This window comes from Curtobacterium sp. P97, assembly GCF_023712445.1.
Lineage (GTDB): Bacteria > Actinomycetota > Actinomycetes > Actinomycetales > Microbacteriaceae > Curtobacterium.
Genome location: NZ_JAMAYF010000012.1, coordinates 1 through 25,827 on the forward strand (window position 1 = coordinate 1; position 25,827 = coordinate 25,827).

General features: G+C 70.6%; 30 protein-coding genes. 14 read left to right on the forward strand and 16 right to left on the reverse strand.

Annotated elements, in window-relative coordinates; genetic code table 11:
- Nucleotides 1–30: 30 nt before the first annotated feature.
- The 5 genes from M3677_RS13140 to M3677_RS13160 form a co-directional block, all read right to left on the reverse strand.
- Complete coding sequence (locus M3677_RS13140) at nt 31–684, reverse strand: response regulator transcription factor (protein ID WP_251160763.1); 654 nt, start codon at nt 682–684, stop codon at nt 31–33.
- Nucleotides 681–1,889 carry a sensor histidine kinase gene (locus M3677_RS18480; RefSeq protein ID WP_251160764.1) on the reverse strand — a complete coding sequence of 403 codons (1,209 nt, stop codon included), beginning with the start codon at nt 1,887–1,889 and terminating at the stop codon, nt 681–683. The genes M3677_RS13140 and M3677_RS18480 overlap by 4 nt, the downstream gene beginning before the upstream one ends.
- Before the next feature lie 142 nt (nt 1,890–2,031).
- Nucleotides 2,032–2,883, reverse strand: coding sequence for a LamG domain-containing protein (locus M3677_RS13150; RefSeq protein ID WP_209684803.1), 852 nt, complete (start codon nt 2,881–2,883; stop codon nt 2,032–2,034).
- Nucleotides 2,880–3,761, reverse strand: a complete 882-nt coding sequence (locus tag M3677_RS13155; protein ID WP_209684801.1) for a S26 family signal peptidase — start codon at nt 3,759–3,761, stop codon at nt 2,880–2,882. Before M3677_RS13155 ends, M3677_RS13150 begins: the two co-directional genes overlap by 4 nt.
- A 294-nt stretch (nt 3,762–4,055) precedes the next feature.
- Complete coding sequence (locus M3677_RS13160) at nt 4,056–4,709, reverse strand: hypothetical protein (RefSeq protein WP_209684798.1); 654 nt, start codon at nt 4,707–4,709, stop codon at nt 4,056–4,058.
- Between the two features lie 164 nt (nt 4,710–4,873).
- Here M3677_RS13160 and M3677_RS13165 point away from each other — a divergent pair, with 164 nt between their 5' ends.
- Together M3677_RS13165 and M3677_RS13170 are read left to right on the forward strand one after the other, a co-directional pair.
- A complete protein-coding gene (locus M3677_RS13165) occupies nt 4,874–5,326 on the forward strand; it encodes a MarR family winged helix-turn-helix transcriptional regulator (protein ID WP_307810414.1) in 453 nt (150 codons plus the stop codon).
- Nucleotides 5,327–5,401: 75 nt separating this feature from the next.
- A complete protein-coding gene (locus tag M3677_RS13170; protein ID WP_209684796.1) occupies nt 5,402–6,385 on the forward strand; it encodes a TerC family protein in 984 nt (327 codons plus the stop codon).
- A 45-nt stretch (nt 6,386–6,430) separates the two neighbouring features.
- Here the strand turns inward: M3677_RS13170 and M3677_RS13175 are convergent, their stop codons facing one another.
- The 4 genes from M3677_RS13175 to M3677_RS13190 are packed head-to-tail and all read right to left on the reverse strand — an operon-like array spanning nt 6,431 to nt 11,004.
- Nucleotides 6,431–7,531, reverse strand: a complete 1,101-nt coding sequence (locus M3677_RS13175; protein WP_209684795.1) for an AI-2E family transporter — start codon at nt 7,529–7,531, stop codon at nt 6,431–6,433.
- Nucleotides 7,528–8,652: a Brp/Blh family beta-carotene 15,15'-dioxygenase gene (locus M3677_RS13180; protein WP_251160765.1), complete on the reverse strand. Its 1,125-nt coding sequence runs from the start codon at nt 8,650–8,652 to the stop codon at nt 7,528–7,530. The genes M3677_RS13175 and M3677_RS13180 overlap by 4 nt, the downstream gene beginning before the upstream one ends.
- On the reverse strand, nt 8,649–10,097 hold the full coding sequence (locus M3677_RS13185) for a lycopene cyclase family protein (RefSeq protein ID WP_251160766.1): 1,449 nt from the start codon (nt 10,095–10,097) through the stop codon (nt 8,649–8,651). The genes M3677_RS13180 and M3677_RS13185 overlap by 4 nt, the downstream gene beginning before the upstream one ends.
- Nucleotides 10,084–11,004 carry a bacteriorhodopsin gene (locus M3677_RS13190; RefSeq protein WP_251160767.1) on the reverse strand — a complete coding sequence of 307 codons (921 nt, stop codon included), beginning with the start codon at nt 11,002–11,004 and terminating at the stop codon, nt 10,084–10,086. The genes M3677_RS13185 and M3677_RS13190 overlap by 14 nt, the downstream gene beginning before the upstream one ends.
- Nucleotides 11,005–11,195: 191 nt before the next feature.
- On the opposite strand from M3677_RS13190, the gene M3677_RS13195 reads away from it, so the two are divergent.
- The 3 genes from M3677_RS13195 to M3677_RS13205 are packed head-to-tail and all read left to right on the forward strand — an operon-like array spanning nt 11,196 to nt 12,916.
- The gene (locus tag M3677_RS13195; RefSeq protein WP_251160768.1) at nt 11,196–11,849 is read left to right on the forward strand and encodes a response regulator transcription factor; all 654 of its coding nucleotides are present in this window, start codon (nt 11,196–11,198) and stop codon (nt 11,847–11,849) included.
- Between the two features lie 9 nt (nt 11,850–11,858).
- Nucleotides 11,859–12,338, forward strand: a complete 480-nt coding sequence (locus tag M3677_RS13200; RefSeq protein ID WP_251155627.1) for a MarR family transcriptional regulator — start codon at nt 11,859–11,861, stop codon at nt 12,336–12,338.
- A 23-nt stretch (nt 12,339–12,361) separates the two neighbouring features.
- Nucleotides 12,362–12,916: a GNAT family N-acetyltransferase gene (locus M3677_RS13205; protein ID WP_251160769.1), complete on the forward strand. Its 555-nt coding sequence runs from the start codon at nt 12,362–12,364 to the stop codon at nt 12,914–12,916.
- 55 nt (nt 12,917–12,971) lie between these two features.
- Here M3677_RS13205 and M3677_RS13210 read toward each other — a convergent pair whose 3' ends face one another.
- The gene (locus M3677_RS13210) at nt 12,972–13,328 is read right to left on the reverse strand and encodes a hypothetical protein (RefSeq protein ID WP_251160770.1); all 357 of its coding nucleotides are present in this window, start codon (nt 13,326–13,328) and stop codon (nt 12,972–12,974) included.
- 245 nt (nt 13,329–13,573) lie between these two features.
- Between M3677_RS13210 and M3677_RS13215 the strand changes: the two genes are divergently transcribed.
- Complete coding sequence (locus M3677_RS13215; RefSeq protein ID WP_251160771.1) at nt 13,574–15,235, forward strand: putative Ig domain-containing protein; 1,662 nt, start codon at nt 13,574–13,576, stop codon at nt 15,233–15,235.
- A 114-nt stretch (nt 15,236–15,349) separates the two neighbouring features.
- On the opposite strand, the gene M3677_RS13220 is transcribed toward M3677_RS13215, so the two are convergent.
- Nucleotides 15,350–16,084 carry an SDR family NAD(P)-dependent oxidoreductase gene (locus M3677_RS13220; protein ID WP_144411401.1) on the reverse strand — a complete coding sequence of 245 codons (735 nt, stop codon included), beginning with the start codon at nt 16,082–16,084 and terminating at the stop codon, nt 15,350–15,352.
- A gap of 77 nt (nt 16,085–16,161) precedes the next feature.
- Between M3677_RS13220 and M3677_RS13225 the strand changes: the two genes are divergently transcribed.
- A complete protein-coding gene (locus M3677_RS13225; RefSeq protein WP_251160772.1) occupies nt 16,162–16,740 on the forward strand; it encodes a TetR/AcrR family transcriptional regulator in 579 nt (192 codons plus the stop codon).
- A 36-nt stretch (nt 16,741–16,776) separates the two neighbouring features.
- Here M3677_RS13225 and M3677_RS13230 read toward each other — a convergent pair whose 3' ends face one another.
- The 3 genes from M3677_RS13230 to M3677_RS13240 all read right to left on the reverse strand — a co-directional run bounded on the left by M3677_RS13230 (nt 16,777) and on the right by M3677_RS13240 (nt 18,780).
- Nucleotides 16,777–17,160, reverse strand: coding sequence for a VOC family protein (locus M3677_RS13230; protein WP_251160773.1), 384 nt, complete (start codon nt 17,158–17,160; stop codon nt 16,777–16,779).
- Nucleotides 17,161–17,291: 131 nt separating this feature from the next.
- Nucleotides 17,292–17,984: a YafY family protein gene (locus M3677_RS13235; protein WP_251160774.1), complete on the reverse strand. Its 693-nt coding sequence runs from the start codon at nt 17,982–17,984 to the stop codon at nt 17,292–17,294.
- 79 nt (nt 17,985–18,063) lie between these two features.
- Nucleotides 18,064–18,780, reverse strand: a complete 717-nt coding sequence (locus M3677_RS13240; protein ID WP_251160775.1) for a YafY family protein — start codon at nt 18,778–18,780, stop codon at nt 18,064–18,066.
- A 70-nt stretch (nt 18,781–18,850) separates the two neighbouring features.
- Between M3677_RS13240 and M3677_RS13245 the strand changes: the two genes are divergently transcribed.
- The 6 genes from M3677_RS13245 (at nt 18,851) to M3677_RS13270 (ending at nt 22,899) form a co-directional block, all read left to right on the forward strand.
- Nucleotides 18,851–19,588 carry an alpha/beta fold hydrolase gene (locus tag M3677_RS13245; protein ID WP_251160776.1) on the forward strand — a complete coding sequence of 246 codons (738 nt, stop codon included), beginning with the start codon at nt 18,851–18,853 and terminating at the stop codon, nt 19,586–19,588.
- Nucleotides 19,589–19,712: 124 nt separating this feature from the next.
- A complete protein-coding gene (locus M3677_RS13250; protein ID WP_251160777.1) occupies nt 19,713–20,237 on the forward strand; it encodes an adenylyl-sulfate kinase in 525 nt (174 codons plus the stop codon).
- Between the two features lie 337 nt (nt 20,238–20,574).
- On the forward strand, nt 20,575–20,748 hold the full coding sequence (locus M3677_RS13255; protein WP_251160778.1) for a hypothetical protein: 174 nt from the start codon (nt 20,575–20,577) through the stop codon (nt 20,746–20,748).
- 207 nt (nt 20,749–20,955) lie between these two features.
- The gene (locus M3677_RS13260; protein WP_251160779.1) at nt 20,956–21,765 is read left to right on the forward strand and encodes a hypothetical protein; all 810 of its coding nucleotides are present in this window, start codon (nt 20,956–20,958) and stop codon (nt 21,763–21,765) included.
- 125 nt (nt 21,766–21,890) lie between these two features.
- Complete coding sequence (locus tag M3677_RS13265) at nt 21,891–22,481, forward strand: RNA polymerase sigma factor (protein ID WP_251160780.1); 591 nt, start codon at nt 21,891–21,893, stop codon at nt 22,479–22,481.
- Complete coding sequence (locus tag M3677_RS13270) at nt 22,474–22,899, forward strand: hypothetical protein (protein ID WP_251160781.1); 426 nt, start codon at nt 22,474–22,476, stop codon at nt 22,897–22,899. Before M3677_RS13265 ends, M3677_RS13270 begins: the two co-directional genes overlap by 8 nt.
- Nucleotides 22,900–23,121: 222 nt before the next feature.
- On the opposite strand, the gene M3677_RS13275 is transcribed toward M3677_RS13270, so the two are convergent.
- Together M3677_RS13275 and M3677_RS13280 are read right to left on the reverse strand one after the other, a co-directional pair.
- Nucleotides 23,122–23,646, reverse strand: a complete 525-nt coding sequence (locus M3677_RS13275; protein ID WP_251160782.1) for a GNAT family N-acetyltransferase — start codon at nt 23,644–23,646, stop codon at nt 23,122–23,124.
- 259 nt (nt 23,647–23,905) lie between these two features.
- A complete protein-coding gene (locus M3677_RS13280) occupies nt 23,906–24,784 on the reverse strand; it encodes a hypothetical protein (protein WP_251160783.1) in 879 nt (292 codons plus the stop codon).
- Nucleotides 24,785–24,852: 68 nt separating this feature from the next.
- Between M3677_RS13280 and M3677_RS13285 the strand changes: the two genes are divergently transcribed.
- Nucleotides 24,853–25,626 (forward strand): hypothetical protein, encoded by a 774-nt coding sequence (locus M3677_RS13285; RefSeq protein WP_251160784.1) that lies wholly within the window; start codon nt 24,853–24,855, stop codon nt 25,624–25,626.
- The last annotated feature ends 201 nt before the right edge of the window (nt 25,627–25,827 follow it).

Below are 25,827 nucleotides of genomic sequence, written 5' to 3' on the forward strand. Positions count from 1 at the left end.
GTGGGCGGGCGGGGCGGGGCGGGTGCGCGGTCAGCGTCCCCGGCCGGCGGCCTCGGACAGGTAGCGGAGCACGGCGAGCACGCGGCGGTTGCCGGTGCCCTCGGCCGGGACGCCGAGCTTCGTGAACACGGCGGAGACGTGCTTCTCGACCGAGCTCTCGGTGATGTGCATCGCAGCGGCGACCGCGCTGTTCGACCGACCCTCGGCCATGAGCTGCAGGACCTGGAGCTCCCGCGGGGACAGGGTGTCGATGCCGTCCGTGCGGCGCGAGCGGGCGAGGATCTGCGCGACCACCTCGGGGTCGAACACGGTGCCACCCGAACCGACCCGCGCGACGTCACCGAGGAACTCGTCGACCTCGACCACGCGGTCCTTGAGCAGGTACCCGAGTCCTGCGGTGTCGCTCGTGATGAGGTCGGCCGCGTAGCGCTCCTCGACGTACTGGGAGAGCACGAGCACCGCGACCCCGGGGTGCTGCGCGCGGATGAGGACCGCGGCGCGCACCCCCTCGTCGGTGGAGGTCGGGGGCATCCGCACGTCGACGATCGCCAGGTCGGGGCGGTCGGCGGCGACGGCGTCGAGGAGGGCGGGAGCGGTGTCGACGGCCGCCGTCACCTCGTGCCCGGCGTCGGTCAGCAGGCGGACGAGTCCGGCCCGCAGAAGGACGGCGTCCTCGGCGATCACGATGCGCGAGGGAGCTCCACGGTCACTCGGGTCGGGCCGCCGACGGGGCTCTCGGTCAGCAGGGTGCCGCCGGCGGCGCGGACGCGGTCGCGCATCCCGCTCAGTCCGCCGCCGGGGTGACCGTCGGTGCCGGCGCCACCGACCCCGTCGTCCCACACGACGGTCCGGACACCGCCGGGCACCTGGTCGACGGTGACGGAGCACCGCGTGGCACCGGAGTGCTTCGCGACGTTCGTCAACGCCTCGGCGACGGCGAAGTAGAGGACCGCCTCGACCTCGGGCCGCGGTCGACCGGTGAGCACCACGTCGACGGTCGTCGGGACGGCGTTGCGTGCGGCCACGGCGGACAGCGCGGCGTCGAGCCCCCGGTCGGTGAGGATCGCCGGGTGGATGCCTCGGGCGAGCTGTCGGAGCTCGGTGATCGAGTCCTTCGCGTCGCGGTGCGCCTGGTCGAGGAGCTCCCGGGTGGCCGCGGGGTCGCTGTCGAAGCGCGACCGGGCCATGCCGAGGGTCATCGCGAGCGCCACGAGCCGGGGCTGGACGCCGTCGTGCAGGTCGCGCTCGATGCGGAGTCGTTCGGTGGTCGCGGCGTCGACCGCACCCTGCCGGGCGTCGGCGAGGGCGTGGATGCGGTCCTGCAGCGCCGCGGTCCGGCTGGAGCCGAGGAGCAGCGGTGCGAGCGCCCGGTCGAGACTGCCGGCGCCCCACACGTAGAGCACGGTCACCACGAGGAGCACCACGCTCGCCGTGACACCACCGGCCGTGCCACCGGGGAGCAGTCCCGGCAGGGGACCGGATCGAGCCGTCGTCACGATGAACGGAGCGAGCGTCACGAGCGAGAGGAACCCCCAGCCGAGCACGGTGGACACCAGGTGGTGCGCCAGCGCCCGCCAGGTCACCGGGTCGGCGAGGTCGACGAACGCCTGCACCACGGGACGCCAGAGCCCGGTCGTGCGGGTCGTCCGGCGGATCGGCCGTGGGATCTCGACGTCGCGGAGGGCCGCGGCGCGGCGGCGCTCGAGCTCGGCGGCCCACCGGGCCGTCAGGGTCGTGGCCATCAGCAGGAGCACCCCGACCCCGGCGGCGGGGATGCTGCCGATCGAGGTGGCGAGGAACGTGACGAGGAGGACGGTCCAGACGAGGCCGAGGAACGCGTCGAGGAGGAGGTCCACGGCGGAGCTCCAGAGGGCGATCGCTTTCTGCACGGCTTCACAGTAGGGGCGGACGCGAGCACCGCTCGACGGTGGTGACCGCACGATCGGGTGGGGGTTTCCCCCACCCGCCCACGGACGGACGGGAGGCGCGCGGCGACCCCGCCACGCGCCTCCCGTCCGTCGTGCCGGTGGGTCAGCGACCGGCGGCGTTGTGGTTCGCGACCTGCGTCGCGGACAGCTCCGTCGAGTAGACCGCGGCGTACCGCATCGACCCGGTGAAGTACTCCCTGGACGGCGCCCCCGGCCACCCGCTGATGGTGTCGTACCCGATGCGGAAGTACCCGGTGTAGTTCTCCGGGGCCTTGAACGCGGTGTTCGACGCGACGAGGGTGCCGTCCAGGTACAGGCGCATCCCGTTCGTCGGCGACATCGTCGACACGACGTGGTGCCACGCACCGTCGGTGACGGCCTTCGGGGACGTGATCACCTGCGTGGTGCCGTTGTACGAGCCGAACACGAGCTGCCCCGAGGTGTTGACGTAGATCTGCCGGTCGTGCTGCCCCGAGGTGGCGACCTGGTTGCTGCCGAAGCCGATGAGCAGTCCACCGGCCACCGTGGTGCGGAACCAGACCTCCTCGCTGAAGGTCGTCGGGTTCGCGTAGGCCCGCGGCGTCGAGACGAAGCTCGTCGACCCGTTCAGCGTGTACGCCGGACCACCGTCGCGGGAGCACGCTGCCGGGTTCGCGGTCGTGGTCATCGACCCCTGGTAGGTGCCGGCGTTGCCCTTGCCCGACGAGTCCGCCGCGGTCTTCGCGCCGGCAGCCTCGTCGAGGTCGTAGGCGAACAGCGCGCCGGAGGCGTCGGCCAGCGCTGCGGCACCGCAGGTGAAGTACGGCGCGGTCGCCGCGGTGTTGCCGGTGTTCGCGACGGTCGCGCTGTACGCGGACCGCGTCGGAGCGAACTGGTTGAGCAGCACGACCACGGCGAGGGCGACGACGAGCAGTGCGGCGACGACCCGGCCGTCGCGGAGGCGACCGGCCCTCACGAGGCACGCACCGGTTCGACACGGCCGACGGCCAGGCAGAGCACGAGCGGCACGAGGCACACCAGGACGAGCGCAGCCCAGCCGACCGGGTCGAGGTGGATGTTCGAGGTCAGCTGGTAGTGCCCGTTCGCCGTGAGCTCGTGGATGACGACGCGTCCGACCTGGCCGTCGACCAGGTGCACGGTGGTGCCGCCGTGGGCCTCGACGCGGACGGGGAACATCCCGGAGGAGACGATGGTCGCCTCGACACCCTCGGGGCTCGAGGTGTTCGTGATCGTGGTCACGTTCACGAACGGCTTGAGGACGAAGGCTGCGTACGAGGTCGTGAGGGCACCACCGGCGATGCGCAGGCAGGTGCGGGTCACGCGGTCGGTGAAGGCGCTGGTGAGCGTCCAGATCAGCAGGGTGCCGACGAGCAGGATCGGTGCGGCGCGGAACAGCCAGCCGAGGTGGGGCACGAGGAGCACCGGTGCGCCGATGACGTCGTGCTGCGTGAGCGTCCACGGGTCGGTGGCACCGTTGATGTCCCCGCGGGTGTGCAGGCCCTGCGCGTCGATGCCGATGATGCGGTGCGTGTAGACGACGCCGGGGTTCGCATCGGTCGCGAACGAGACGACGTCGCCGACCGCGAGCGTGTCCACGTCGACCGGCATGTCGAGCACGAGGGTGCCGACCGGGGCGGCCACGCCCATCGAGGGCGTCTCGACGACGAACCAGCGACCACCGGCGGACAGGAACAGCACCGCGGCGGTCAGCAGCACGGCGGCGACCGCGGCGACCGTCCAGGCGAGGACGGTCTCGGAGCGGCTGACGGCACGGCCGCGCAGGACCGGACGGTCGAGCGTGCCGCTGAGCGGGATCGCTGCGGTCTGGCTCATCTGCTGCTCCGGTGGGGTCGGCCGCCCCGGAGGGACGGCGGGTGGTGCGGGTGCGGGGAGTGCGTGGGGAAGGGGGGCGGCGCTCGGGCGTGGGGGGACGTCCGAGCGCCGCCGGGGTGGACGCGTCCGACCGGACGGGGGGATGACGGTCGGACTGCGCCGGGGGTGACGTCACCCGGCCGGAAGGGGGGAGGCCGGTCGGGGGGCGTCGGTCTGTGGAGTTCGGTCTGGGAGCGGGGGGTACCGTGCCGGCGGGACGGGATCAGGGCGTCACGCCGGCTCGCTCCCTGCGGGTCAGGCGGTGAAGGTCCAGGTCATCGGGACGGACGCTGCGAGGCCCTGGTACGTGTTGCCGGCCGACGGGTCGAGGGTGACCGCGAAGTTGAACGGCACGGTGGCGCCGGCGGCGGGGGCCTGGGGCATCGTGAAGGACGAGGCCGGCGCACCCTTGAAGCTGGCGAGGGTGCCGCTGAAGACGGTGGTCGAGCCCGAGGTGATGACGAGGTTCATCTTCGCGCACAGGTCGGTCGCGGTGCCGTTCTGCGTGCCGTTGGCCGACTGCGTGCAGGTCGCACCCGGGGTCAGCGTGAAGGTCGCGGCGTTCGCGGTACCGGTGTTCTTGATCGAGATCGCGGTGTTGACGGTGTTGCCGGGCGTCATCGTCGTGCTGCCACCGAACTTGTTGATGGTGGAGCAGGTCGCCGCGTTCGTGGAGACCGAACCACCGTCGGTGCTGAGGCAGGTGACGGTCGCGCCGGCGTTCTGCTCCTGCATGACCAGCGTGCCGGTCGCGGCGGTGTTGCTCGAGTTGGTGATGCTCGCGGCGAACCCGGAGAGGGTGCCGGTGAGCGAGAGCGACAGCAGGACGGCGGCGAAGATGCCGGCGAGGAGTGCCACGGGGGCGAAACGGATCCGCTTCATCGCGGAGGTGCGGAGCTTGGTGGACACGGTGTACCTCATCGTTCGGTGGTGGTGCGGGCAGTCGGAGCAAGTGGTTCGGGCTCACTTGCTTCAATGATCAAGATAGTCAGTTGTTCACCAATTTGACCACTCGTATACTTACCCCAGAGCGGGGGACGCCCCGTGTCCCCCCTTCGACGGAAGCAGGTCCCGTGGCCCCCTCCACCGACGACGCCGACCTGATGGCGGCGTTCGCCGCGGTCGTCCGCGCGAACACGAGCCTGGTCGGCCAGCTCAGCGCGCGAGCCGGCATCCACGAGAACGCCCTGCGTGCGCTCGTGCTCGTCAGCGACACCGGGTACTCGACCCCCACCGAGGTGGCCGGCTACCTCGGGCTGACCTCGGGTGCGGTGACGAACATGATCGACCGCATGACGGCCGCCGGACTGATCGAGCGCGCACCCAACCCCGCGGACCGACGGGGGTCCCTGCTGCGCCTGCTCCCGGCTGGCGACGCCGTCGTCGAGGACTACCGCACGCGCTACGGCGCGATGCTGCGCGCCGTCGACGGCGCGCACGGCGGCGAGCTCCACGAGGTGCTGAACTCCCTGGCGACCAGCCTGTACGAGCAGGCGGCCGACGCGATCGGCGTCCGCGGGGACTGAACCGGGACGCGGCGGACGGAAGGGACGTCGCGGGCCCGCCGCGCGCCTCCCGTCCGCATGCCCCAGACTGGAACGATGCCCCAGCTCCCCGTCGTCTTCGAGGTCGGCTCCATCATCGCGCTCGTCGCGATCCTGCTCGTCGACCTGCTCATCGTCGCCCGCCGACCGCACGTCCCGAGCCTGCGCGAATCGGGCACGTGGGTCGGTGTCTACGTGGGGCTCGCGCTCGTCTTCGCGGTGCTCATGCTCGTCTTCGCCGGCGGGGACGCCGCGGGGCAGTTCGTCGCCGGCTGGCTGACCGAGTACAGCCTGAGCATCGACAACCTGTTCGTCTTCGTCATCATCATGGCGCGGTTCAGCGTGCCGAAGGCGATCCAGCAGGAGGTGCTGATGCTCGGCATCATCATCGCCCTGGTCCTGCGCGGGGTGTTCATCCTGGTCGGCGCGCAGCTCATCGAGGACTTCACCTGGATCTTCTACCTGTTCGGCGCGTGGCTCATCTGGACCGCGATCCAGCAGCTCCGTGAGGACGACGACGAGGAGCAGCAGGACAGCGCCCTCGTCCGCCTGCTGCGCCGTCGGGTGCGCATCACGGACGAGTTCGACGGCATGAAGTTCCGCGTCTCCCAGGACGGCGCGAAGCACTTCACACCGCTGCTCATCGTGCTCATCGCGATCGGCACGACGGACCTGCTGTTCGCGCTCGACTCGATCCCCGCGATCTTCGGCATCACCGAGAGCGCGTTCATCGTCTTCACCGCGAACGTGTTCGCCCTGATGGGTCTGCGGCAGCTGTACTTCCTGCTCGGCGGGCTGCTCGAGCGCCTGGTCTACCTGAAGTACGGGATCGCGCTCATCCTGGCGTTCATCGGGGTGAAGCTCGTGCTGCACGCCCTGCACGAGAACGAGCTGCCGTTCCTCAACGGGGGCGAGGGGTTCTCGTGGGCACCGGAGATCCCGACCTGGGTGTCCCTCGTGGTGATCCTCGTCGCGATGGCGGGCGCGACGGGGGCGAGCCTCGTCCGGATGCGACGGGACGCGGTGGTCAGCGGGCGCTGACCGTCCGGGCCGCGGTGGTCGGCCGGCGCTGACCCTGCGGCCGCGTCAGGCGGCGGGCTCGGCGCTCTGCGGGATCGGCAGGGCGATCTCGACGTCGGGGTCGTCCTGCCGGGCCGCCCGGATCATCGAGTTCGCGGTCGCGGCGAGCGGTACGGCGAAGAACCCGCCGGCGATCCCGCCGATCGTCGTGCCGGCGATCACCGCGAGCAGCACCGCGAGCGGGTGCACGGCGACGACGGACCCGGTCAGGAACGGGTGCAGCACCTGGCCCTCGAGCTGCTGCACGAGCACGACGACCCCGAGCATGACCAGGGCGACCACCCAGCCCTTGAACAGCAGTGCCAGGAGCACCGCGACGGCCCCGGCGGCGAAGGCCCCGACGACCGGGATGAACGCCCCGACGAACACCACGACACCGATCGGCCCGGCGAGCGGCACCCCGAGCAGGAACGCGCCGAGTGCGATGCCGATCGCGTCCGTCGCCGCGATGACGACCTGCACGCGGATGAAGTGCGTCAGGGTCGTCCACCCCGCCTCGCCGGCGACGCCGATCCGGTGCTGCGCGGCCCGGGGGAAGAGCGAGACGACCCACTCCCACATCCTCCGTCCGCCGGTGAGCGCGAAGATCGTCACGAAGGTCACGATGAAGAGCCCTTCGCCGAGGTGCACGAGGGTGGCGCCCGCGACGACGACGCCCTGCTGCAGTTCGGCGGCGTGCTGCTCGACGAAGGTCCTGGCGTCCGTCGAGAGCGTGTCGAGGTCGACCGACGGCAGGCCGAACGGCGGGTGCCGCAGCAGGTCCTGCACGGTGCCGATGAGCGCCACCGTGCGGTCCTCGAGGCTCGGGAGCTGCTCGCTGACGCGCCAGACGACCAGGAAGACGAGCAGGGCGATCCCGACGACGAGCGACAGCAGCGCGAGGACGATCGCGAGCCACCCCGGGACACCGTGACGCTGCAGCAGGGCACTGAAGGGCACGAGCAGCGCGGCGACGACCAGCCCGATGAGCAGGGGCACCACGACGTTCGACAGGGTGAAGGCGATCCACCCGACCAGGCCGACGGCCGCCGCGATGACGAGGATGCGACCGGCGAACACCGCGCCCGTGCGCAGGCCGGACGGGCGGGGAGCGGGTGTTGTGGTCACGGGGTGTCCTTCGTTCGGGGTGCTGGTGCCGGGCGATCGGTTGAGCGCTCGGCACGGGGGTGCGCCACGTGGTCCGGTGTGCGTCGGGACCAGGTGCGCTGCACGTGGTCCATCCACGTGACGACGACGGTGTGCGGGGTGGTGAGCGCCGCGATGAGGACCAGGTAGACGCCGAGGTCGGCTCGGCGGACCACGGCGGCGAGTGCCACGAGCATCGCCACCGCGATCGCGGTGATCGGCCACGCCTGGCGGGCGAAGCGGAGGAACGGCGCGAGCAGCCGGCCGCGGTGCAGCTGTCCCGCGCTCGTCGGCTCGGTCAGCTCGAGGCGCAGGATGTGCCGGACCGCGTGCCACAGCGTGAAGTAGAGGCCGACCGCGAGCACCGGCGGTACGACGGCGAAGAACGCGACGAGCACGAGGTCCTCGGAGACCTGCCGCCAGCGCGGTCCGCCGGCACGGGCGACGACCACGACGTGCAGCACGACGAGCGCGGCGACCAGGACGGCGCCGGCGAGCCGGACCGCGCCGGGCACCACGAGCACGGCGCCGTCGAGCCCGCCGTCGACCACCGCCGCCGACTCGACGACCACGTGCGCGGCGGCACCCGGCTGCGCGACGAACGGCACGGTCATCGGCAGGGCTCCGCGCACCGCCACGGTCAGGGTGGACCCGAGCGCACCCGGCACGCCGTCGCCGAGCAGCCGGTCGACGAACAGGTCGCCCTGCCCCCAGTGGAACCAGGTGATCCCGACGAACACCGCGAAGCCGAGCAGCGGTGCGGTGGTCCAGAGCGCGACCGTCGCCGCGCCGACGACGAGGTACAGCGCCACGACGGTGACGACCGACCGCGCGGTGCTCGTCCCCGGCCGCAGGCGCGCGGGGACCAGGTGGTCGAGGGCGCCGTGGGGGAGCCCGAAGACCAGCACGCTCACCGCGAAGGGCACGAGCTGCACCGCCACGGGGACGGCAGCGCCGCTGAGCGTCGTGACGGCGCAGGCGAGTGCGACGAGCGCGAGCACCGCGGTCACCGGCGCGAGCACGCGGTCGGCGACCCAGGTGCGGAGCGCGGGCGGCGCTGCGAGCCCGCGGTCGGGCAGGACGTCCGCCGGCACCGCGGTCACGATCGGCCCCCGGAGCGGACGGCCGTGTCCCGGTCCGTCCGGGTCCGGGTCCGGGTCCGGGTCCGGGTCCGGGTCTGGGTCTGGGTCTGGGCGACCGTGTCCCGGTCCGTCCGGGTGCGGACGACCGCGTCACGGGCCGTCCGCGCCAGTGCCGCCAGGAACGGACGCTTCTGCAGGGCGAAGACGATGCGCAGCTCGTCGACCGGGCTCGACCGCTCCGACAGGAACCGGACGACGAGGGGACCGGGCAGCGCGAAGAGCCGCCGGAACGCCTCCGCTGCCTGCTCGGGCCGGTCCCGCAGGAACCGCAGGAACACCGCGTCGAGGAAGCGCGTCCGCCACCCGTCGACGAACGGCGGCACCGCGGTCCCGGCGGCGAGGTGCTGCGCGACGACGGCGCTGTGCCGGTTGCTCCGGGCGAACCCGTAGCCGCTGCTCGGTCGGGTCGTCCCCACGACGGCGGTCGCTGCCGACCACCGGGCGTCGGGCCGTGCGGGTGCGTCGGTCATCGGGATGCACCCGCGTTCCTCGTCGACCACGCGCCACTCGTCCGGACGGAGCCCCCACCGTCGCCCGACGTAGCCGGCGACGTGGCCCTCGTGGTCGAACGGGTCGGCGGCGTCCGGGGTGAAGACCGTGCTCTCGACGAGCGCCTCGGTGGGGGAGACCGGCAGGACGTAGACGAACCGGACCGGTCCGGCGGCGTCCTGCCCGGTGAAGTCCATGAGCGTCGCGGTCGACGTGTCGAACACGGGTCGGTCGGCGGTGACCCAGTGTCCGACGAACCGCTGGTGCAGGAGCACGCGGCCTGCTCCGACGTGGTCCGGGCACCGGGGTCCACGGGCGTCGAGCACCTGCCGTGCGCGCACCGTCCCGAGTCGGGAGGTCACGACGCACCCGTCGTCGGTGCGCACGACCGTCGAGACGGGGGCACCGCCGACGACGCGGACGGTCCCGGCGGTGTCGTGGCCACCCGCGGCGATCCGTCGCTCGGCTGCCTCCCGACGATCGGCGGCCCGGACGAGCACGTAGGGGTGTGCGGGGTCGGTCCCGGTGCTCGTTCCGTGGTCCGTGCGGACCTCCCACCGGTCCCAGCTCGCCGACCGCGCCTCCGGCAGGGGATCGCTGCCGTCGTCCCACGAGCACCACGAGCGCGGGTCGGGCGTCGAGCGCCCCTCGAGCACGAGGACGGTCGGTGCGCCCGCGGAACCGGCCTCGGCACCAGCACCGACACCGGCCCCGGCCCCGGTCTCGGCCCCGGCCCCGGTCTCGGCCTCGGCCTCGGCCTCGGCGAGCCGGATCGCGGTGGCCAGGCCGGAACAGCCGGCCCCGACGATCGCGACGTCGACGGTGCCGGGCAGTGCCGGACGGACGGGGCCGGGGGCCGGAACGCCGTGCGCTCCGACCCCCTGGCTGGTCGCGACCGTCGGGTCAGCGACGAGCACGCTGCGCACCGGGGGCGGCGGTGGCGTGCTGCGAGTGGTGCGCCGTGGCGGTGTTCGGGAGCGTGCCGTCGGAGAGCTTCTCGGACGAGATCCAGAGCGCCTCGGGGAGGGTGTCGACGCCGGTGCGGACGTCCTCGGCGGAGCGGAGCTTGGCGATCTTGTGGATCATCGAGCCGAAGCCGACCTTCGCGACGATGTCGGCCGCGGACAGGATGATCTGCATCCACGTGATGACCGCGCCCCCGTGCCCCCAGCCCTGCAGGCCGAAGACGACCGGGTACGCCATCCACGTGATGATCAGCAGGATGCCGGCATTCCGCAGCGTCGCGGCGGCGGGGGTGCCCTTGAGGTCACGGCCCCCCTTGACGACGACGTAGACGACGAGGACGTACAGAATCACCATGAAGATGCCGGAGATGATGCCCCAGGTCCACAGCGCGCCCGTGTTCGTGCCGGAGTCGATGACGACGCCGCCGACGAAGCCGGTGCTGATCATCAGGAACGCGGCGGCGATGCCCACCGCACGCAGTCGACGGGCCGCGGCACCGGCGAGGGTGGCGACGGCGATGAGCTCGATCACCAGCAGCGGCACGGTGACGGTCCAGTCGAAGTAGCGCGGCGCCCAGGACAGGATCGCGTTCGCGTTCGGCACCCAGGACGCACCCTTGCGGTCGTAGCCGATCGCGAACTCGAGCACGAGCAGGACGTACGACAGGAACGCGATGCCGGTGATGCACAACCCCGCGTACACGCCGCTGCGGTACCGGCCGGTGACCTCGCTGACCGAGACCCACGACTTCACGAAGAACGCGAAGAGCGCGAGTCCCGCGACCGAGAGTGCGTAGACGATGAGCGTGTGCTCCGCGAGCGTCAGCGTCGCGTTCCACGGAGCGAGTGCATCCGACATGGGGGTCCTTCCGGGGGATCGAGGGCCGACGGGACGCCGCCGACCAGGAGAACTTGCTCCTGGGCAACCGTCGCGGTTCCCAGGCCCGGCTGCGGATGGGGTACAGCACCGTCCGTAGCGTGGTGATCCCGAACGAACCAGGGCACGATCGCGCCCGTCTCACCCCCAGGGGTGGTCCTGAGAGGATCCAGATGTCCGAGCGCATCCGCGTCGCACTCGTCAACGACTACGAACTCGTCCTGCGCGGCCTCGCCGACCTGCTCGCCCCGTTCTCGGACCGACTCGAGGTCGTGCAGCTCGACGCCCGTCACCGGGTGACCGTGGACGTCGACGTGGCGCTCTACGACACGTTCGCCCAGCCGCAGCCCGACGACGAGGACGTGACCCGGCTGGCCGCGAACCCCCGCATCCGGACCGTCGCCGTCTTCACGTGGAAGATGGACCAGGACCTCATCGACGCCGCCGTGTCCCGTGGCGCGACGGGCTACTTCGCGAAGAGCTCGACCGCCGAGCAGCTCGCCGACGGGCTCCTCCGCGTCGCGGCGGGCGAGCGGGTGCTGGACGAGCCGCGACGTCGGGTGGCGAGCGGGCCGGGTGTCGACTGGCCCGGCCGCGAGCTCGGGATCTCGGACCGGCAGTCCGAGATCCTCGCCCTGATCACCCAGGGGAAACGCAACGACGAGATCGCCGACCTGACGCACCTCAGCCCGAACACGGTGAAGACCCACATCCGCACGCTCTACAGCAAGATCGGCGCCCGGACCCGGGTCGACGCGGTGCTGTGGGGGACCGACCACGGGTTCCGGCCCGACCACCGCAGCGTCGACCGTGCCACGTCGCCGTAGGCTGGCCCGGTGGGCGACGACGATGAGCAGCAGTCACGAACGGAGTCGTCCGTCGTGGACGCGTCGGTCGTCGGGCTCGGCATCGTGCTCCGCTCCCTCGCGCCCGCGCTCGAGCAGGTGACGCTGCAGCAGTACCGGATCCTCGTCCTCCTGGCCACGCGTGGGCCGCTGCGGGCCGGGGACCTGGCCGTCGAGCTCGGGCTGCTCCCCTCCGGCATCACCCGGATGGTCGACCGTCTGGTCCGCGACGGGTGGGTGACCAGGAGGACCTCCGGTCGCGAGGTCCTGGTCACCGCCGGTGAGGACGCCCTCGCGCTCGTCGAGCACGTGCTGGCGCGTCGGGCCGTCGAGTTCCGGGCGGCGCTCCGTCGGATGACCCCCGAGGAGCGGTCCGCCGTGCGCACGGCGGCGGACGCGCTGGCACGCACCGCGGTCGCGGACCCGGTGCTGGACGCACAGCTCCTGCTCGCGACCCCACCCGAACGGTGATCCCCGGGTCGTACCGTGGGGGCGTGACGATCACGCTGACCAGGACCGACCCGCAGGGCGCCGACCGGGAGGCCCTGGTCACCTTCCACACGTCGGCCCGCTTCCCCTTCCACGTCCGTCCGCAGCCCACCCGTGTCGACCTGGAGCGCGCGATCGACCGCGGTGCGTTCCGCGACGACGAGCACGACTCGTGGTGGCTCGACGACGAGCGGCTCGGACGCGTCGGGCTGGTCGTCCTCGAGGACCTGCAGGACCCGGCACCACTGCTCGACCTGCGGCTCGCCCCGGCGTTCCGTGGGCAGGGACTCGGGGTACCGGCGCTCCGATCGGTGACCGGTCACGTGTTCCGCACCATGCCCGACGTGACGCGCTTCGAGGGGCAGACGCGCGAGGACAACACCGCGATGCGTCGCGTGTTCCTGCGCGCCGGGTGGGTGCAGGAGGCGCACTACCGGGAGTCGTGGCCGGTCGAGGGCGGAGCACCGCTGGCGTCGGTGGCGTACGGCGTGCTCCGGCGGGACTGGGAGACGGGTCGGGTGACGACGTTCGCGTGGGACGCCGTCACGCTCGACGACTGACCGAGGAGTCGTCGCGATCAGCCCGACTCGTCACGGTCAGCCCGACTCGTCACGATCAGGACGGCTCGTCGACCAGGGCGGTGAACCGGCTGCCGACGCCGTACACGAGGTGCCGCGTCGTCCCGGCCGCGGGCGGCGGCACCTGGTCGTGGTCGTCGCACACGAGCAGCGTCCAGTCCGGCCACCACTTCTTCGGCCGCTCCTGCTCGGAGAACCCGCAGACGGCGCACTCCAGGTGCGTCCAGACCTTCTTCGTCCCCGTGCGGTTGCCCCGGGACTGCACCAGCCAGGCGGGCGGGTCCTGCTCGATGCGCTCGAGCTCGGCCTCGCCGATGTGCGACGGGATGCCGTGGCGAGCGGCCATCTCGAGGGGGATGTCGAGCCGGATCGCGGCGTCACGGCGGGAGAGCATCCGTCCAGGGTAGGTCGTCCCGAGGTGTGCGGGTGCGCCGGTTCGCGCGTCGCCACCCGGCCACCCGGGTCATCCGCGCGGCGGATCTTGCCTGAGCTCCCGTTCAGCCCACGGTGGAACGACCGGTGCTGACCGGGACTTTCCCGTCTGCCCCTCGGGCGGGGGACCAGCCGCGCGCCCAGGATCCTCCTACTCTGCGCGAACCGACAGATTCCCGTTCTGTCACCTGACCCCTGGGGGAACCCGTGCGCCGTAGCACCTCCACCGCCCGACGCGCCTGCGCCGTCGGCACGACCATCGCCCTCGTCGGCCTCACGACCGGCCTCGGCATCATGACCGCGACGTCGGCCTCCGCCGTCGAGCCGACGACGAGCACCGCCGTCGCGGACGGCGGGACCACGTCGACGATCGCCCCGAGCACCGACAGCCCGAGTACCGACACGCCGAGCACGGAGGCACCCGCGACGGGGACCCCGACCTCGGACGCCCCCGCCACCGACGCACCGTCGACGGCTGCTCCGACGACCGACGCCCCCGCCACCGAGACCCCCGCCACCGACGCGCCGACCCCGTCCGAGGGCGACGAGCCGACCGGCTCCTCGACGACCGCCGACCGCCCCGCGGCCGCCGGCACCGTGACGATCGACGGCGTCGCCGCGGTCGGGTCGAAGCTCACTGCCGAGCCCTCGGGCTTCACCGCCCCGACGAACCTCAGCTACTCGTGGACCGTCGACGGCACGTCCGTCAGCCAGGGCCAGAGCTACGTGGTGAAGCCCACCGACGCCGGCAAGGTCGTCATGGTCGCCGTCACGAACACGCAGGGCGGGATCGCCGTCGAGTCCGAGTCGGCCCAGACCGACCCGATCACGCAGGCCCCGGTCTTCGTCGACGAGGACGGCGAGCCGGTCACCGACGGCATCACGACCGAGGGCGACCTGACCCTCACCGCGACCGCGGGCGAGGCGTTCTCGTACACCTTCCGCGCGATCGGCTCACCGAAGCCCGTGCTGGCCCTCGACTACTACAACTCCGAGGACGGCGAGGACGCGGACGGCTGGACCCCGGCCGACCAGCTGCCCGAGGGGATCTCGTTCGACCCGGCGACCGGCGTGCTCAGCGGGACGACCGTCGATGCCTCGTACTGGGACTTCGCCGTCACCGCGACGAGCGGGACCGAGACCGTGACGCAGACCGTCGAGCTCGACGTGCAGGCCGCCGCACCGGTCGGGCTCGAGGCGACCGCGGTCGACCGCGCCGACTTCATCGACTACGCGAAGGCCGGCTTCCCGGTCGGCTGGTTCGACGACGAGGCGACGAAGAAGTCCGGCTCGCTCCGGTCCTGGATCATCAAGGCCGACGGGTCGGTCGTCACCGAGCACACCGACTGGGAGCAGACGCCCTTCGGCGGGTCGGAGTTCATCGACGAGGTCCCCGGCGGCACCCCGACCGTCCCGCAGGGCGGCACGCTGCTGCTGTCCGGCACCCTGGTCGACGAGTTCGGCAACGCGGTCGAGGACGAGGAGGACGACCTCGGCGTGACCACCATCGACGTCCGCTCGAACGTCGCGTCCGACGTCGTGGAACAGGACTCCCTGCTCGGTGACTCGGGCTTCGTCGGGGTCACCTTCCCGCACGCCTCGGTGCACCGCCTGACGGTCAGCGCGTCCGACTTCAGCACCGCGTTCGACGTGCAGGTGACGCCGACGCCGGTCGCGGCCGTCCCGGGCGGCACCACGACACCCGCTGCGGTGCAGCACGGCACCGCGTCGGCGCCGAAGGGCCACGGCCGGCTCGCCTACACCGGCGCCGACGAGACCTCGCCGATCGCGTGGGCACTCGGTCTGCTCGTCGCCGGTGCCGGCCTGATCGGCGCACGCACGCTGCGTCGTCGACGCGCCCGTTCCTGACCCGGTCCCTCCCGTCCGTCAGGTGCCCACCTGACGGACGGGAGGTTCCTCCCGCGGCCCCGCCACGTCCCTCCCGGACGCAGCGGGGCCGTCGCGCGTCCGTGGACGGGTGGGTCAGACGGCGATGCGGCCGCCGTCGACGGGCAGGACCGCGCCGTGCACGAAGGACGCCGCGTCGGCCGCGAGGAACGCGATCGCCTCGGCGACCTCCTGCGCGGAGCCCGGGCGACCCGCCGGACCGGCCGCGGCCAACTGGTCGAGTGCCTCACCCATGGCCGCGGTGCCCTCGGTACGGGTCGGTCCGGGGCTGACCGCGTTCACGCGGACGCCGGAGGGACCGAACTCGGCCGCCCACGACTTCGTCAACAGGACCAGCGCCGCCTTGGTCGAGCCGTACAGGCCCATGCCGGCGGCGCCGAACTCGGCGACCATCGTGGTCACGTTGACGATCGCGCCCGTGCCACGCTCCGCCATGCCCGGCGCGAGCGCTGCGACGAGGAAGTACGGCGCCTTGACGTTGAGGTCGTAGACCTCGTCGAACCCCTCGGGCGTGGTGTCGGCGGTCGGGCCGAACGGGAAGATGCCCGCGCTGTTCACGAGCACGTCGACCCGACCGTCACCGATGCGCAGCGCCGCAGCGGCGAGGGCCCTGGCGCTCTCCGCGTCGCCGAGCTCGGCGCGCACGAAGTCTGCGGTACCGCCGGCCGCGCGGATGCCGCGGACGACCTCCTCGCCGCGCTCGGCGCTGCGGCCGGACACGACGACGTGCACGCCGCGCGAGGCGAGGAGCTCGGCGGTCGCGCGGCCGATGCCGCTGGTGGAACCGGTGATGAGGGCGGTGGTGCTCATGGGACAGTCCTAACTGAACAGATCTGTTTGGTTTGTGGTGCTGGTAACTGTACAGATCGGTGCAGTAAAGTCAAACCATGGCCGAGCCCACCAAGACACGCCGCCGTCCCGCGTACGAACGCGCCGTCGTGACCGCCGACCGGCTGTTCTACGAGCAGGGCATCCACGCCGTCGGGGTCGACCAGGTCGCGGCAGCAGCGGACATCTCGAAGGCGAGCCTCTACACGCACTTCCGCACGAAGGACGACCTCGTGCTCGGCTACCTGCGCGGCCGGAGCACCGCCTGGCAGGACCACGTCGCGACCGAGCTCCCGCAGCGCGGCGCGACACCGCAGGAGCGGATCGTCGCCGTGTTCGCGCTGCTCGGCGAGTGGTTCGACGAGCCCGGTTACCGCGGGTGCCCGTTCATCAACGTCGAGGCCGAGTACGGCGCCGGACACCCCACGCACGAGGTGACGCTCGAGCACCGCGACTGGGTGCGCGGACTGTTCAGCGGCCTCCTGGCAGAAGCCGGTTCCGCGGACGTCGACGGCACCGCGCTCCAGCTCTGCCTGCTCTACGACGGCGCCATGGCCAGTGCGCAGGCCGACCCGTCCCGACCGTGGGCCCGGGCGGCAGCGGCAGCCGCACGGGCACTGCTCGGACCGGCGCAGTAGCCGGTCCACCGGGAGGGGCGCGGCCCGACCTCGTGGTCACCGGGCGCGGTCGGGCACCGGCCTGCTGAACAGGTTGACGACGTTGCCGTCGGGATCACGGACCAACGCCGAGCGGTTGCCCCAGGGCATCGTGGTCGGCTCGAGGACGACGTCCTCCGGTCCGAGCCGGAGCTCCGCGAAGGCGCCGTCGACGTCGGCCACCGCGAACTCGATGAACACCGACCGGTTCGTGGCGGGCGTCAGGGCCCCGCCGAGCATCGCGACGGTGGCGGTACCGGCGATCGCGAGGGCCGCGCCGGGGCCGGTGAACTGCGCGAAGACGGGTGCGGGGCGTTCGGCGCGCCGGCCGGTGACCCGCTCGTAGAAGGCGACGAGACCGTCGAGGTCGTCGGTGACGATGCGGATGGATGCGAACGACAAGGGGTCCTCCGGTGGTGCTGGTGCTGACGTGGTCGGCGCCCAGCCTCACCGGGGGTCGCGACACCGTCCTGTCGGTGTTCGCGGGATCCCGTCCGTGTCCGCGGGATCCCGTCGTGAGAGCGCGGACGCGGTCAGTCGACGACCGGGCGCAGTCGCCCGTACTCGACGCCCAGGTCCTCGGTCCGGAGCACGCGCCTCGGTGGTCGTTCGTCGGTGACCTCGATCGCCACCATCCGGTCGGCGCGGAACGCACGGACGCCGTCACGCAGTCGGCACCACGCGACCAGGTACCACTGCCCGTCCTTCTCGATCGATCCCAGCGGTTCGACGTCCCGGATCGACTCCGCGCCGTCCGCAGCCCGGTACCGCAGGCGCACCACCCGGTCCGCACCCAGCGCCTCCGCGAAGGCGACCGGCGTGACGGGGTCCTCGTCGGCCTCCAGGAAGTGCACCCGGGACGCAGCGGCACCGGCGCGAGCCGCGTCGCGGTCCGGCATGACCGCGAGCACCTTGCGTGCCGCGGTCCGGGCGGCCTGCCGGAACGGGCTGTTGCCGAGGGCGCCGAGGCCGATCAGCACCGCGAGGGCCTCGTCCGGCGTGAAGCCGGCGGGGCCGAGCGTCGCCGAGGCGTCGATGACGTACCCGCCGGTGCGGCCGGGCTCGGCCCAGATCGGCAGACCCGACTGCTGCAGCGCCGCCAGGTCCCGCTCGACGGTCCGCACGGACACCTCGAACCGCTCCGCGAGACGGCGTGCGCTCCGCGGCCGGGGTGCGGCGGCCCGGAGCTCCTCCACGATGCCGTAGAGGCGGTCGGTGCGGTTCACGGACCCATCATCCGGCAGGGCGGACCGGCTCGACGACCGCCGCCTCGACGCGTGGGGGCGGCGGACAGCGCCGAGCGGGTCAGTTCCTGCTGCCCACCCCCCACTCGCGTCCGTGCGCGGGTCGAGCCTGCTGTGGAGGCACACCGATCTCCTCCAGTGAATGGGCAGTGCACGGCTGACCTGTGACGCTCGCGCGGTCCACGCGCGTGATCGCGAACCAGCGGATCGCGCCCCTGAGCCGGCACCAGGCGATGAGGTACCACTGTCCGTTGGTGGAGGCGAACAGCATGGGTTCGACGTCCCGGTCGGTGATCTCGTCGGCTGCGGACCTGTACCGGAGTCGGACCACCCGCTGCGCCGTCATGGCCTCCTCGAGTGCCGATCGCACGGCACGAGAGGGGGCCTGGACGGTGTTGACCCAGACGCGGCCTGCCAGTTCGACCGCTCGGCCACGGGTGACCGGGTCGAGGACGTCGAGGATCTTCTGCACGCCAGCTGCTGCTTGATCCGCGTACGGAGCATCCGGTGCAGCGGCAACGGCTGCCAGCAGGGCTGATGCCTGCGTCGACGACAACGTCACCGGCGGCAGGGTCGATCCTGCGGCCAGCCCGTACCCCCCGCCGGGTCCGGGTCGGGACCAGACCGCTGCGCCGCTGCTCGACAGCGCGGCGAGGTCGCGTTTGATCGTCCGGGTCGACACGGCGAACTCGCGGGCCAGTCGATCCGCGCTGTACCCACGGGTACCGCCACGCTGCAGCATCTCCGACAACGCGTGCAGACGCTCGACGCGCTTCACCGGAGCAGTCGCAAGATCATGACGGAGATGGTGACACACAGCTGTCCATACACACCCCCACAGTGGTCCCATGACGACGAACTCCCCTCACAGGACACCGATCATCCTCATCGCCGGGCACTGGCTCGGCGCTCGGGCGTGGGATGCGGTCATCGAGGCCTTGGACGCTGCGCAGTGGCAGGCCGTGCCGCTGACCCTGCCGGGACTGGATCGCGGGGACCACGACCGCTTGACGAGGACCCTCGCCGATCAGGTCGCGGCCGTCGAACGCCTCAGCGAGCGTCTCGGGATCTCCAGGGACGAGCAAGCAGTGATCGTCGCGCACAGCGGCGCGAACGCTCCGGTGAGCGTCTTCCTCGACCGACACCCGGACCTCGTCCGCCGCGTCATCTGGGTCGACTCGGGCCCGATGGCATCCGGGGTCGCGTCCGCGCCCGATCTCCCGGAGGACGTCGTCGAGCTGCCGCTGCCGCCCTTCGGCCAACTCTCCGCCCAGGCCAGCATCGACGGTCTGAGCGACACGGACCTCGAGCAGTTCCGCATGCAGGCCGTGTCGCAGCCCGCCTCCGTCCTGCGCGATCCGGTCGTGTTGCACGATCAGGGAAGTACGCGTGTGCCGACCACGCTGGTGTGTTGTTCCTTCCCGAGCGCGCAGGTCCTCGAGCTTGCCCGCGCCGGGCATCCGATGTTCGCGCCGATCGCGAAGCTCGAGCGAGTCGACGTCGTCGATCTCCCGACCGGGCACTGGCCGATGTGGAGTCGTCCAGAAGCGCTGGGACGGCTGATCGCCCAGGAGTCCGCGCGGTAGTGGCGCCTCCGACGACGACGTCCGGTAGCCCATCGGCTACCGGAACATTCTGGTCACCCACGTTCGTAGTGGCCCCCTGCCAGCAGCCGCCTCGTTGCCCGGTCCGTACTTTAGGGTGGCGATCATGTCGAAGCTGGCGACGTGCGTGCTCATCACTGGCACCGTCGGGTCCGGGAAGACCTCCACGGCCTACGCGGTCGGTCAGCGCCTGCGCGCTTCGCAGGTGCCGCACGCCGTCATTGACCTTGACGAGCTCCGGCGATGCTGGCCAGCCCCGCCCGATGACCCGTTCAACACCGCTCTTGAAGCTGCCAACCTTCGGTCGGTGGCGGACAACTACCGTCGCGCTGGCGTGACTCGCTTTGTCGTGGCCGGGGTGGTCGAGGGTGCGGGAGCGCTTCAGCAGTACAGCGAGGCGCTCGGCTGTCCGGTCGTTCTTGTTCGTCTCCGAGTTGACCTGCATCGCGTTCGAGAGCGCCTCCTGGAACGGCACGAGCCCGGCGAAGAGCGAGATTGGCACCTGTCCCGGAGCGGGCAGTTGGATGGGATTCTCGACGAGGAGAACGCGGCGAGCATCACGATCGACGTGTCCGCCGAATCATTGGACTGCGTCGCCCGGCGCGTCATCACCGCCCTGAACTGGGAGTGACCCTGCTCGGCAACCGCTCAACGGCATCGCATCGGCTGTGAGCGGGTCGCGCGATCGGCGGCCGGTCGCGAGTGACGGTCCTGATGCTGTCTCAGCGAACGATCGGCTATCGGGACTCTGCGGAGGGGGAGGGCATGTCCCCGCACTCCAGTGCTACTCGCCCCCACACCCCCGACCAGCCGACCCGCCATCACGGTCAGCTGGAAGCCTCAGATCCAGCATCGCGAAGATCTACTCGAACAAGAAGTACGCGGGCAACTCCTGCTATCAGACGAAGATCGGCGGCGAGTCTCGACCCTTCGTGAAGACTGCTCGAAGCAACTGCAGTTGAGGTGCAATGAACTTGCTGAAATTCATTCCGATTCCCATCGTCGTCCTCGGCTTGATCGGCTTCCTCACCGACATCAGCTGGTGGTTGCTCGCCATCATCGGAGCCGCCTCAGCACTCACCCTCATCGCTGGAGATGCCGTGATCGCCCGACGGAAGCGGCAGAGGTCAGGACCGCGGTGAGGCGACGACCGCCCCAGCAGCCTTCGATGCTGGGGCGATCGTCGCTCGTCGAGGTGTCGACTCACGCGGGAGTCGCGATCTGGATCACGCGCTCAGGGCGGAGACGAGAGCGAAGCATCGGTTCCATCGCCGAGCGTCCGGTAGCCGATGGTCAACTGGGACTGCGTCCCGGGCAGGCGACGGCGTTTACCCTGTCATGCTGGCCGGGTGATCCTCCTGACCGAAGCCGCGCGCGGTGTGTGGCTGGTGGAGCGCGCCGGCCGATGGGCGACCGTCGGTGGTGTCGCTGGCAAGGGCTTCGAGGCGTACGCGCGGCTGCTGCACACGGTAGACGCACACCGCACTGACCCGACCACGGTCGACGAGTGGGGCAATGCCATCGACGCTGAGAACACGCGTTGGAGGTGGGCCGAGGTCGCGCGCCGCAACAGCCGAGTGATGCATCCCCTGGTGCAGTGGTGGCGGATCACTGACGAAGAGCAGACCAGGGATTGGCCTGATGGGTGGCGGGTCGATCAGTCAAACGACGGCTGGTTTGATCCGGAGGACCTGGCAGCCCTGACCTCGCACCTACTGGTCGCGACACAAACACCGAATGACTTGGTCATTGGAGCGTGGGAGGGCACCGGCAACCCGCCCTGGGCAGAGCGAAGCGGGAACGGGCGCGCTCGAGCTCGCATGCAGATGCACTGGCCCGGTCGGGACATGTGGTTGTTCAGCTCGAGTTTGCGTGAGCTCGCGGACCCGACGTGGGCGCAACGCACCGTTCCGGGATGGGAATGCAGCCGCTACGGCCAGGAGGGGCCATACACGTCGCTAATCTGGCCCGAGGATCACGCCTGGGTGGTCGCGTCAGAGGAGGACTGGGACTCGACGATCGTCGCCGGCTCACGCGCACTCGTCGACAGCGTCCTCGCGGACGACCGTTACGAGGCCTTCGAAGTCCACGAGGATGACGACCTGAGCTGGGATGGCGATCTACTTAACCCGCGCCGAGCGCCGCGATCGAGGCCTTGAGCTGAGCGACGTCCGGTGATGGATCGCCTATCGGACGCTCTACGGTGCCGGATCCTCGAGGGGCCAAGACCGTCGGGAGAGGATCACGGTGTGAACTTTTCTCCTGCTAGGTGCGGATACAGGGTGTGAGCACAGATAGTGAGCTGATCCGCCTGTCGCTGGATCAACCGCCCGCGTTCGGGGAGTTGTACGCCCGGCACGCGCGCGCCGTGTACCGCTACGCGGCAAGCCGCGTTGGGGCTGAGGGTGCGGAGGACGTGTTGTCGAACACGTTCCTCGCGGCCTTCGAGCGCCGGAAGCGCTTCGACATGTCCGTCGTGTCCGCGCTGCCGTGGCTGCTCGGGTTCGCCACCGTGGCGATCCGGCAGCACCGCCGACAAGAGCACCGGCACCTGAGCGAGTCCGTCGACGACGACGCGCTCGCATTGGTCGGCGTCGATGATGTCGCGCCGCACGCCGCGGCCCTCACCGAGGTGATGCGAGCGGTCACGCGACTGTCACCACGAGACCGCGACGCGTTGCTGCTGCACACGTCGGCGGACCTGAGCTACGAGGACGTCGCCGCGGCGCTGCACATCCCCGTGGGCACGGTCCGATCACGCATCAACCGTGCGCGAGCGCAGCTCCGGACCGCAACAGGCAGGGGCGCAGCCCCGGAACAGGAACGAACCAATGGACGAACTGCAACTCCTTCGATCGGGAACCGTCATGTCTGAGCCCGACGCCGCGACCCTCGACCGCGGGCGACGGGCCCTGGATGACCGCATCGCCGGCCGACGGAGCTTCTCCTCGCTGCGCAAGCGGCGGATCGGTCGTCTCTCGATCGGAGTCGGCGCTGGGGCGCTCGTCGTCGGAGCGCTCACCGGTGCGGCCTTCGTTGTCAACGGCCCGTCGGACATCCCCTACGACATGCAGACCGCGGTGCCGTACCAGCACGCGTTCATCGAGTGTATGGCAGAGGCAGGTTGGACCGATGTCGCATCCTCCTCGCCCGAGGGTGAGAACTGGGTCCGCATCTACTTCCCGGCCAACACCGCCGCGAACGAGAAGGCGACGAATGACATCGGCGCATGCCGTGCGAGCGTCGCTGGTCAGAACGGCGTGAGCGTCGCTATCGTCGTCGGGCGCGAGTAGTGGCCGCGGTGCAGGGGTTCCCGATCAGGCCTGATGCGTTGACCCTGCCCCCGACGCAGCCGATCGACATCACCGCATGGATGAAGGAGACCGCCGTCAGCAAGTCCGTCTGAACGTGACTGCGGAGCTGCCCCCAGGGGCGGCTCCGCAGTCGTGCGTATCCGGACGACCATCCCCATCCGGGCCGGCGGCAGGGCGCCACCCTTTCGAGCGCACGACCGTTTACCGAGACAGTCTCCTGGTCTCTCGCACCCAGCGTTCTTCGTAGAGCCCAGTCCCTGAATCGATCTGTCGATCTCCTCGGCGCTGGAAGCCGTGTTTGGCGTAGAAGCGTTGAGCGCGCTCGTTGAACGAGAACACGAGGAGGTGAGCATCCTCTTCGTTGAGCGCAGCATTCAGGAGGCTTGAGGCAACCCCCGTGCCCTGGGCCTCTTGATCTACGTACATCGTCGAGAGCTCCAGGGTCGGCAATCTGCTCGAGTCGCCGGAACTGCGGCTCGTGCTCGCGACACCAATGACTTGTTCCTCGGGCGACTCTGCAACGAACACGAGTCGACTGCCGCTGCCGATGCGCTCTGCCCAGCGATCCGTCGTCGGACGGAGGGACCGGGCGTCTAAGAAAGAGTCCGGGACGATGCCACGGTAGGTCTGCTCCCACATCAGCGTCTGAAACAGTCCGACCCTTTCGGCGTCATCAACACGTGCCCGCCGGATGCTCACCACCAGACCAGTGTGGAGGACGCTCACCGCGGCATCACAACGTCTCACTTACCGATCGTTCATCGGACGGAGGGCGGAAGTTCGGCGCGATCCGCCTGTGAGCAGCTTTGTTCCGCGTCGTCGTTCTCGCCGTATTCGGTGTCGTGATCGAGTCCGGATGACCGGATGACCGGATGACCGGATGACCGGATGACCGGATGACCGGATGACCGGATGACCGGATGTCGGTTGGGGCCGGGCTAGCTCACGCCCAGCTTCGGAGCGTGGGAAGCCCCCGCTCTGTTAGTCAACGCGTTGGCGGCAGGACGTGGGTGACGAGCCGAGACACTTCCTGGGCGGCTCGGTTCGCAGTCTCAACGTCGGGAGCGCCGGTGACGACGAGTGCGAGCACGACGGGGGCCGCGTCTCCCGAGGCACGGTAGGGCACTTCGAGGGTGCTGACCTCGGCGAGGCTGCCGGCTTGGCTTGTGTCGCTGACCCCGGCTACTTCCCACGGCGCGTCGGTGCCCGCAGCGGTCGCAGGGGACTCCGGGCTGTTGAGCAGGATGTTCCGTAACGTGCCGCGACGGTCCGGGGCAAGCGTTTCGCCGTATACAGCGTTGTCGAGCAGGGCTGCGAAGCTCCGCGCTGACGGCCCGGCACCCTGCTGCTCGAGGAGCTCGCCCGCGCGGCGACGGAACGCATCATCTCCGCCGAGCCAGGTGACGAGCGTCTGCTCCGCTTGCGGCGCATTGGTCTGTAGGGCGGCGCTGACAGCATCCAGGAGCGTCGCAGGGGTCCCCGTTTCGACCCCGGTTTCAGACGCGGCCGGAGACGCTGCGAGTTGGTCATCGGAGGCGTTCGCAAGCACGAGCACGCTCGCGGTAAAGCTGAGCATGTCGATCGGTACCGTTTCGGTGGCGCGGAAGCCCAAGTGGTGGTCGTTACCAGTATCAATGGCATCGACCCAGATACGAATGTCGTGCTTCCGCTCGTAGGCGGCCAAACGCTGAGAGAACTGTGCCGCGGTGATCGCCTGCGGCGTCCGAGAGGCCACCGGGGTGGTGTGGGAGGCGGCGGGTTCCGGAGACGCGGAACAGCCTGCGAGGGCCATGCCCAAGGCGATTGCCACCACCACCGCAGGAGGGGTCAGACGGATGATGGATCGTCGGAGAGGGCGAAGCACGGAATAACGATACGGTGACTCAAATGTCTGTCTGCGCACACGGGCCACTGCACCGCATGATTAGCCAAGTGCTGACCATCGCCGTGTCGGCCCTGATCTTGAGCGGTTGCGCCAGAGCATCGACCACCGTCGCGGCTGAGCCGAGCAAGACGGCGGACCCGAGTGCTGCTGCATCGGCTGACGAAGCACCGGTCCTCACCGCGCCATCATCGAGCGCCCGTCCGACAACGACCACGGAGAGCGCGTTGCTCGCACTAGAGCAAGCCGAACACGCAACCGTCAGTACCTGTGTGATGAGTGGCGCAACTGGTGCGGTCTCGACCTACAAGGGCGAAATCGAAGTACCCGCAGACGCTCTTCTCGCTTCGGTTCTTCCCGCAATCGCTGCCAGGAACGACCCGAGCGGGACGACGCTACCGGTCGCGGAAGATCCCTCTGACGTTGACGCACAGATCCTACGGCTCGGTGGCGACAGCAGCGTTGCCGCTGGTCTCGCTGCTCTGGGCGACCGCGTGACAACGACGCGTACGACAACTGCCCGGCAGGCCTGCAGCGACATCAACACTGCACTCCTCGGCGATTTCCTCGACGAGCAGTTGAACAGCGCGTACCGAGAAGCGCTCCTCACAGCAGCGAACAGTGAGACTGCCAGGTCCTTTCGCACATCGGTGCCGGATGGGTGGACCGCCACGGGGACCGTTCTCGTAGACAGCTCAACCGCGGGGGCCGTTGCGGTACTCAGCGGTGTCCACTGGTCAACAGTCATCACGGTATTCGTCACCGGTGCCACTGACCCGCCCGACGTGATCGCGCGCGCGACCCAGATCGCCCTCACCACCTGATGCTGCGGCCCGCAGGCGACCGCTCCGGCCGGGACGACCTGGTCGCCTACCCCCAGTGCCTGGTCAACACGTACTCGCGGTCTCTATCCAGGGCGTCCCTCAAACCTCCGATTCCGCCACATCCAACGGCTAACACATTGACGACCTCGACGAAGCGGCGTGTCTTGTAGCGGAACCCAGTCCCGGAATCTATGTTCCGCT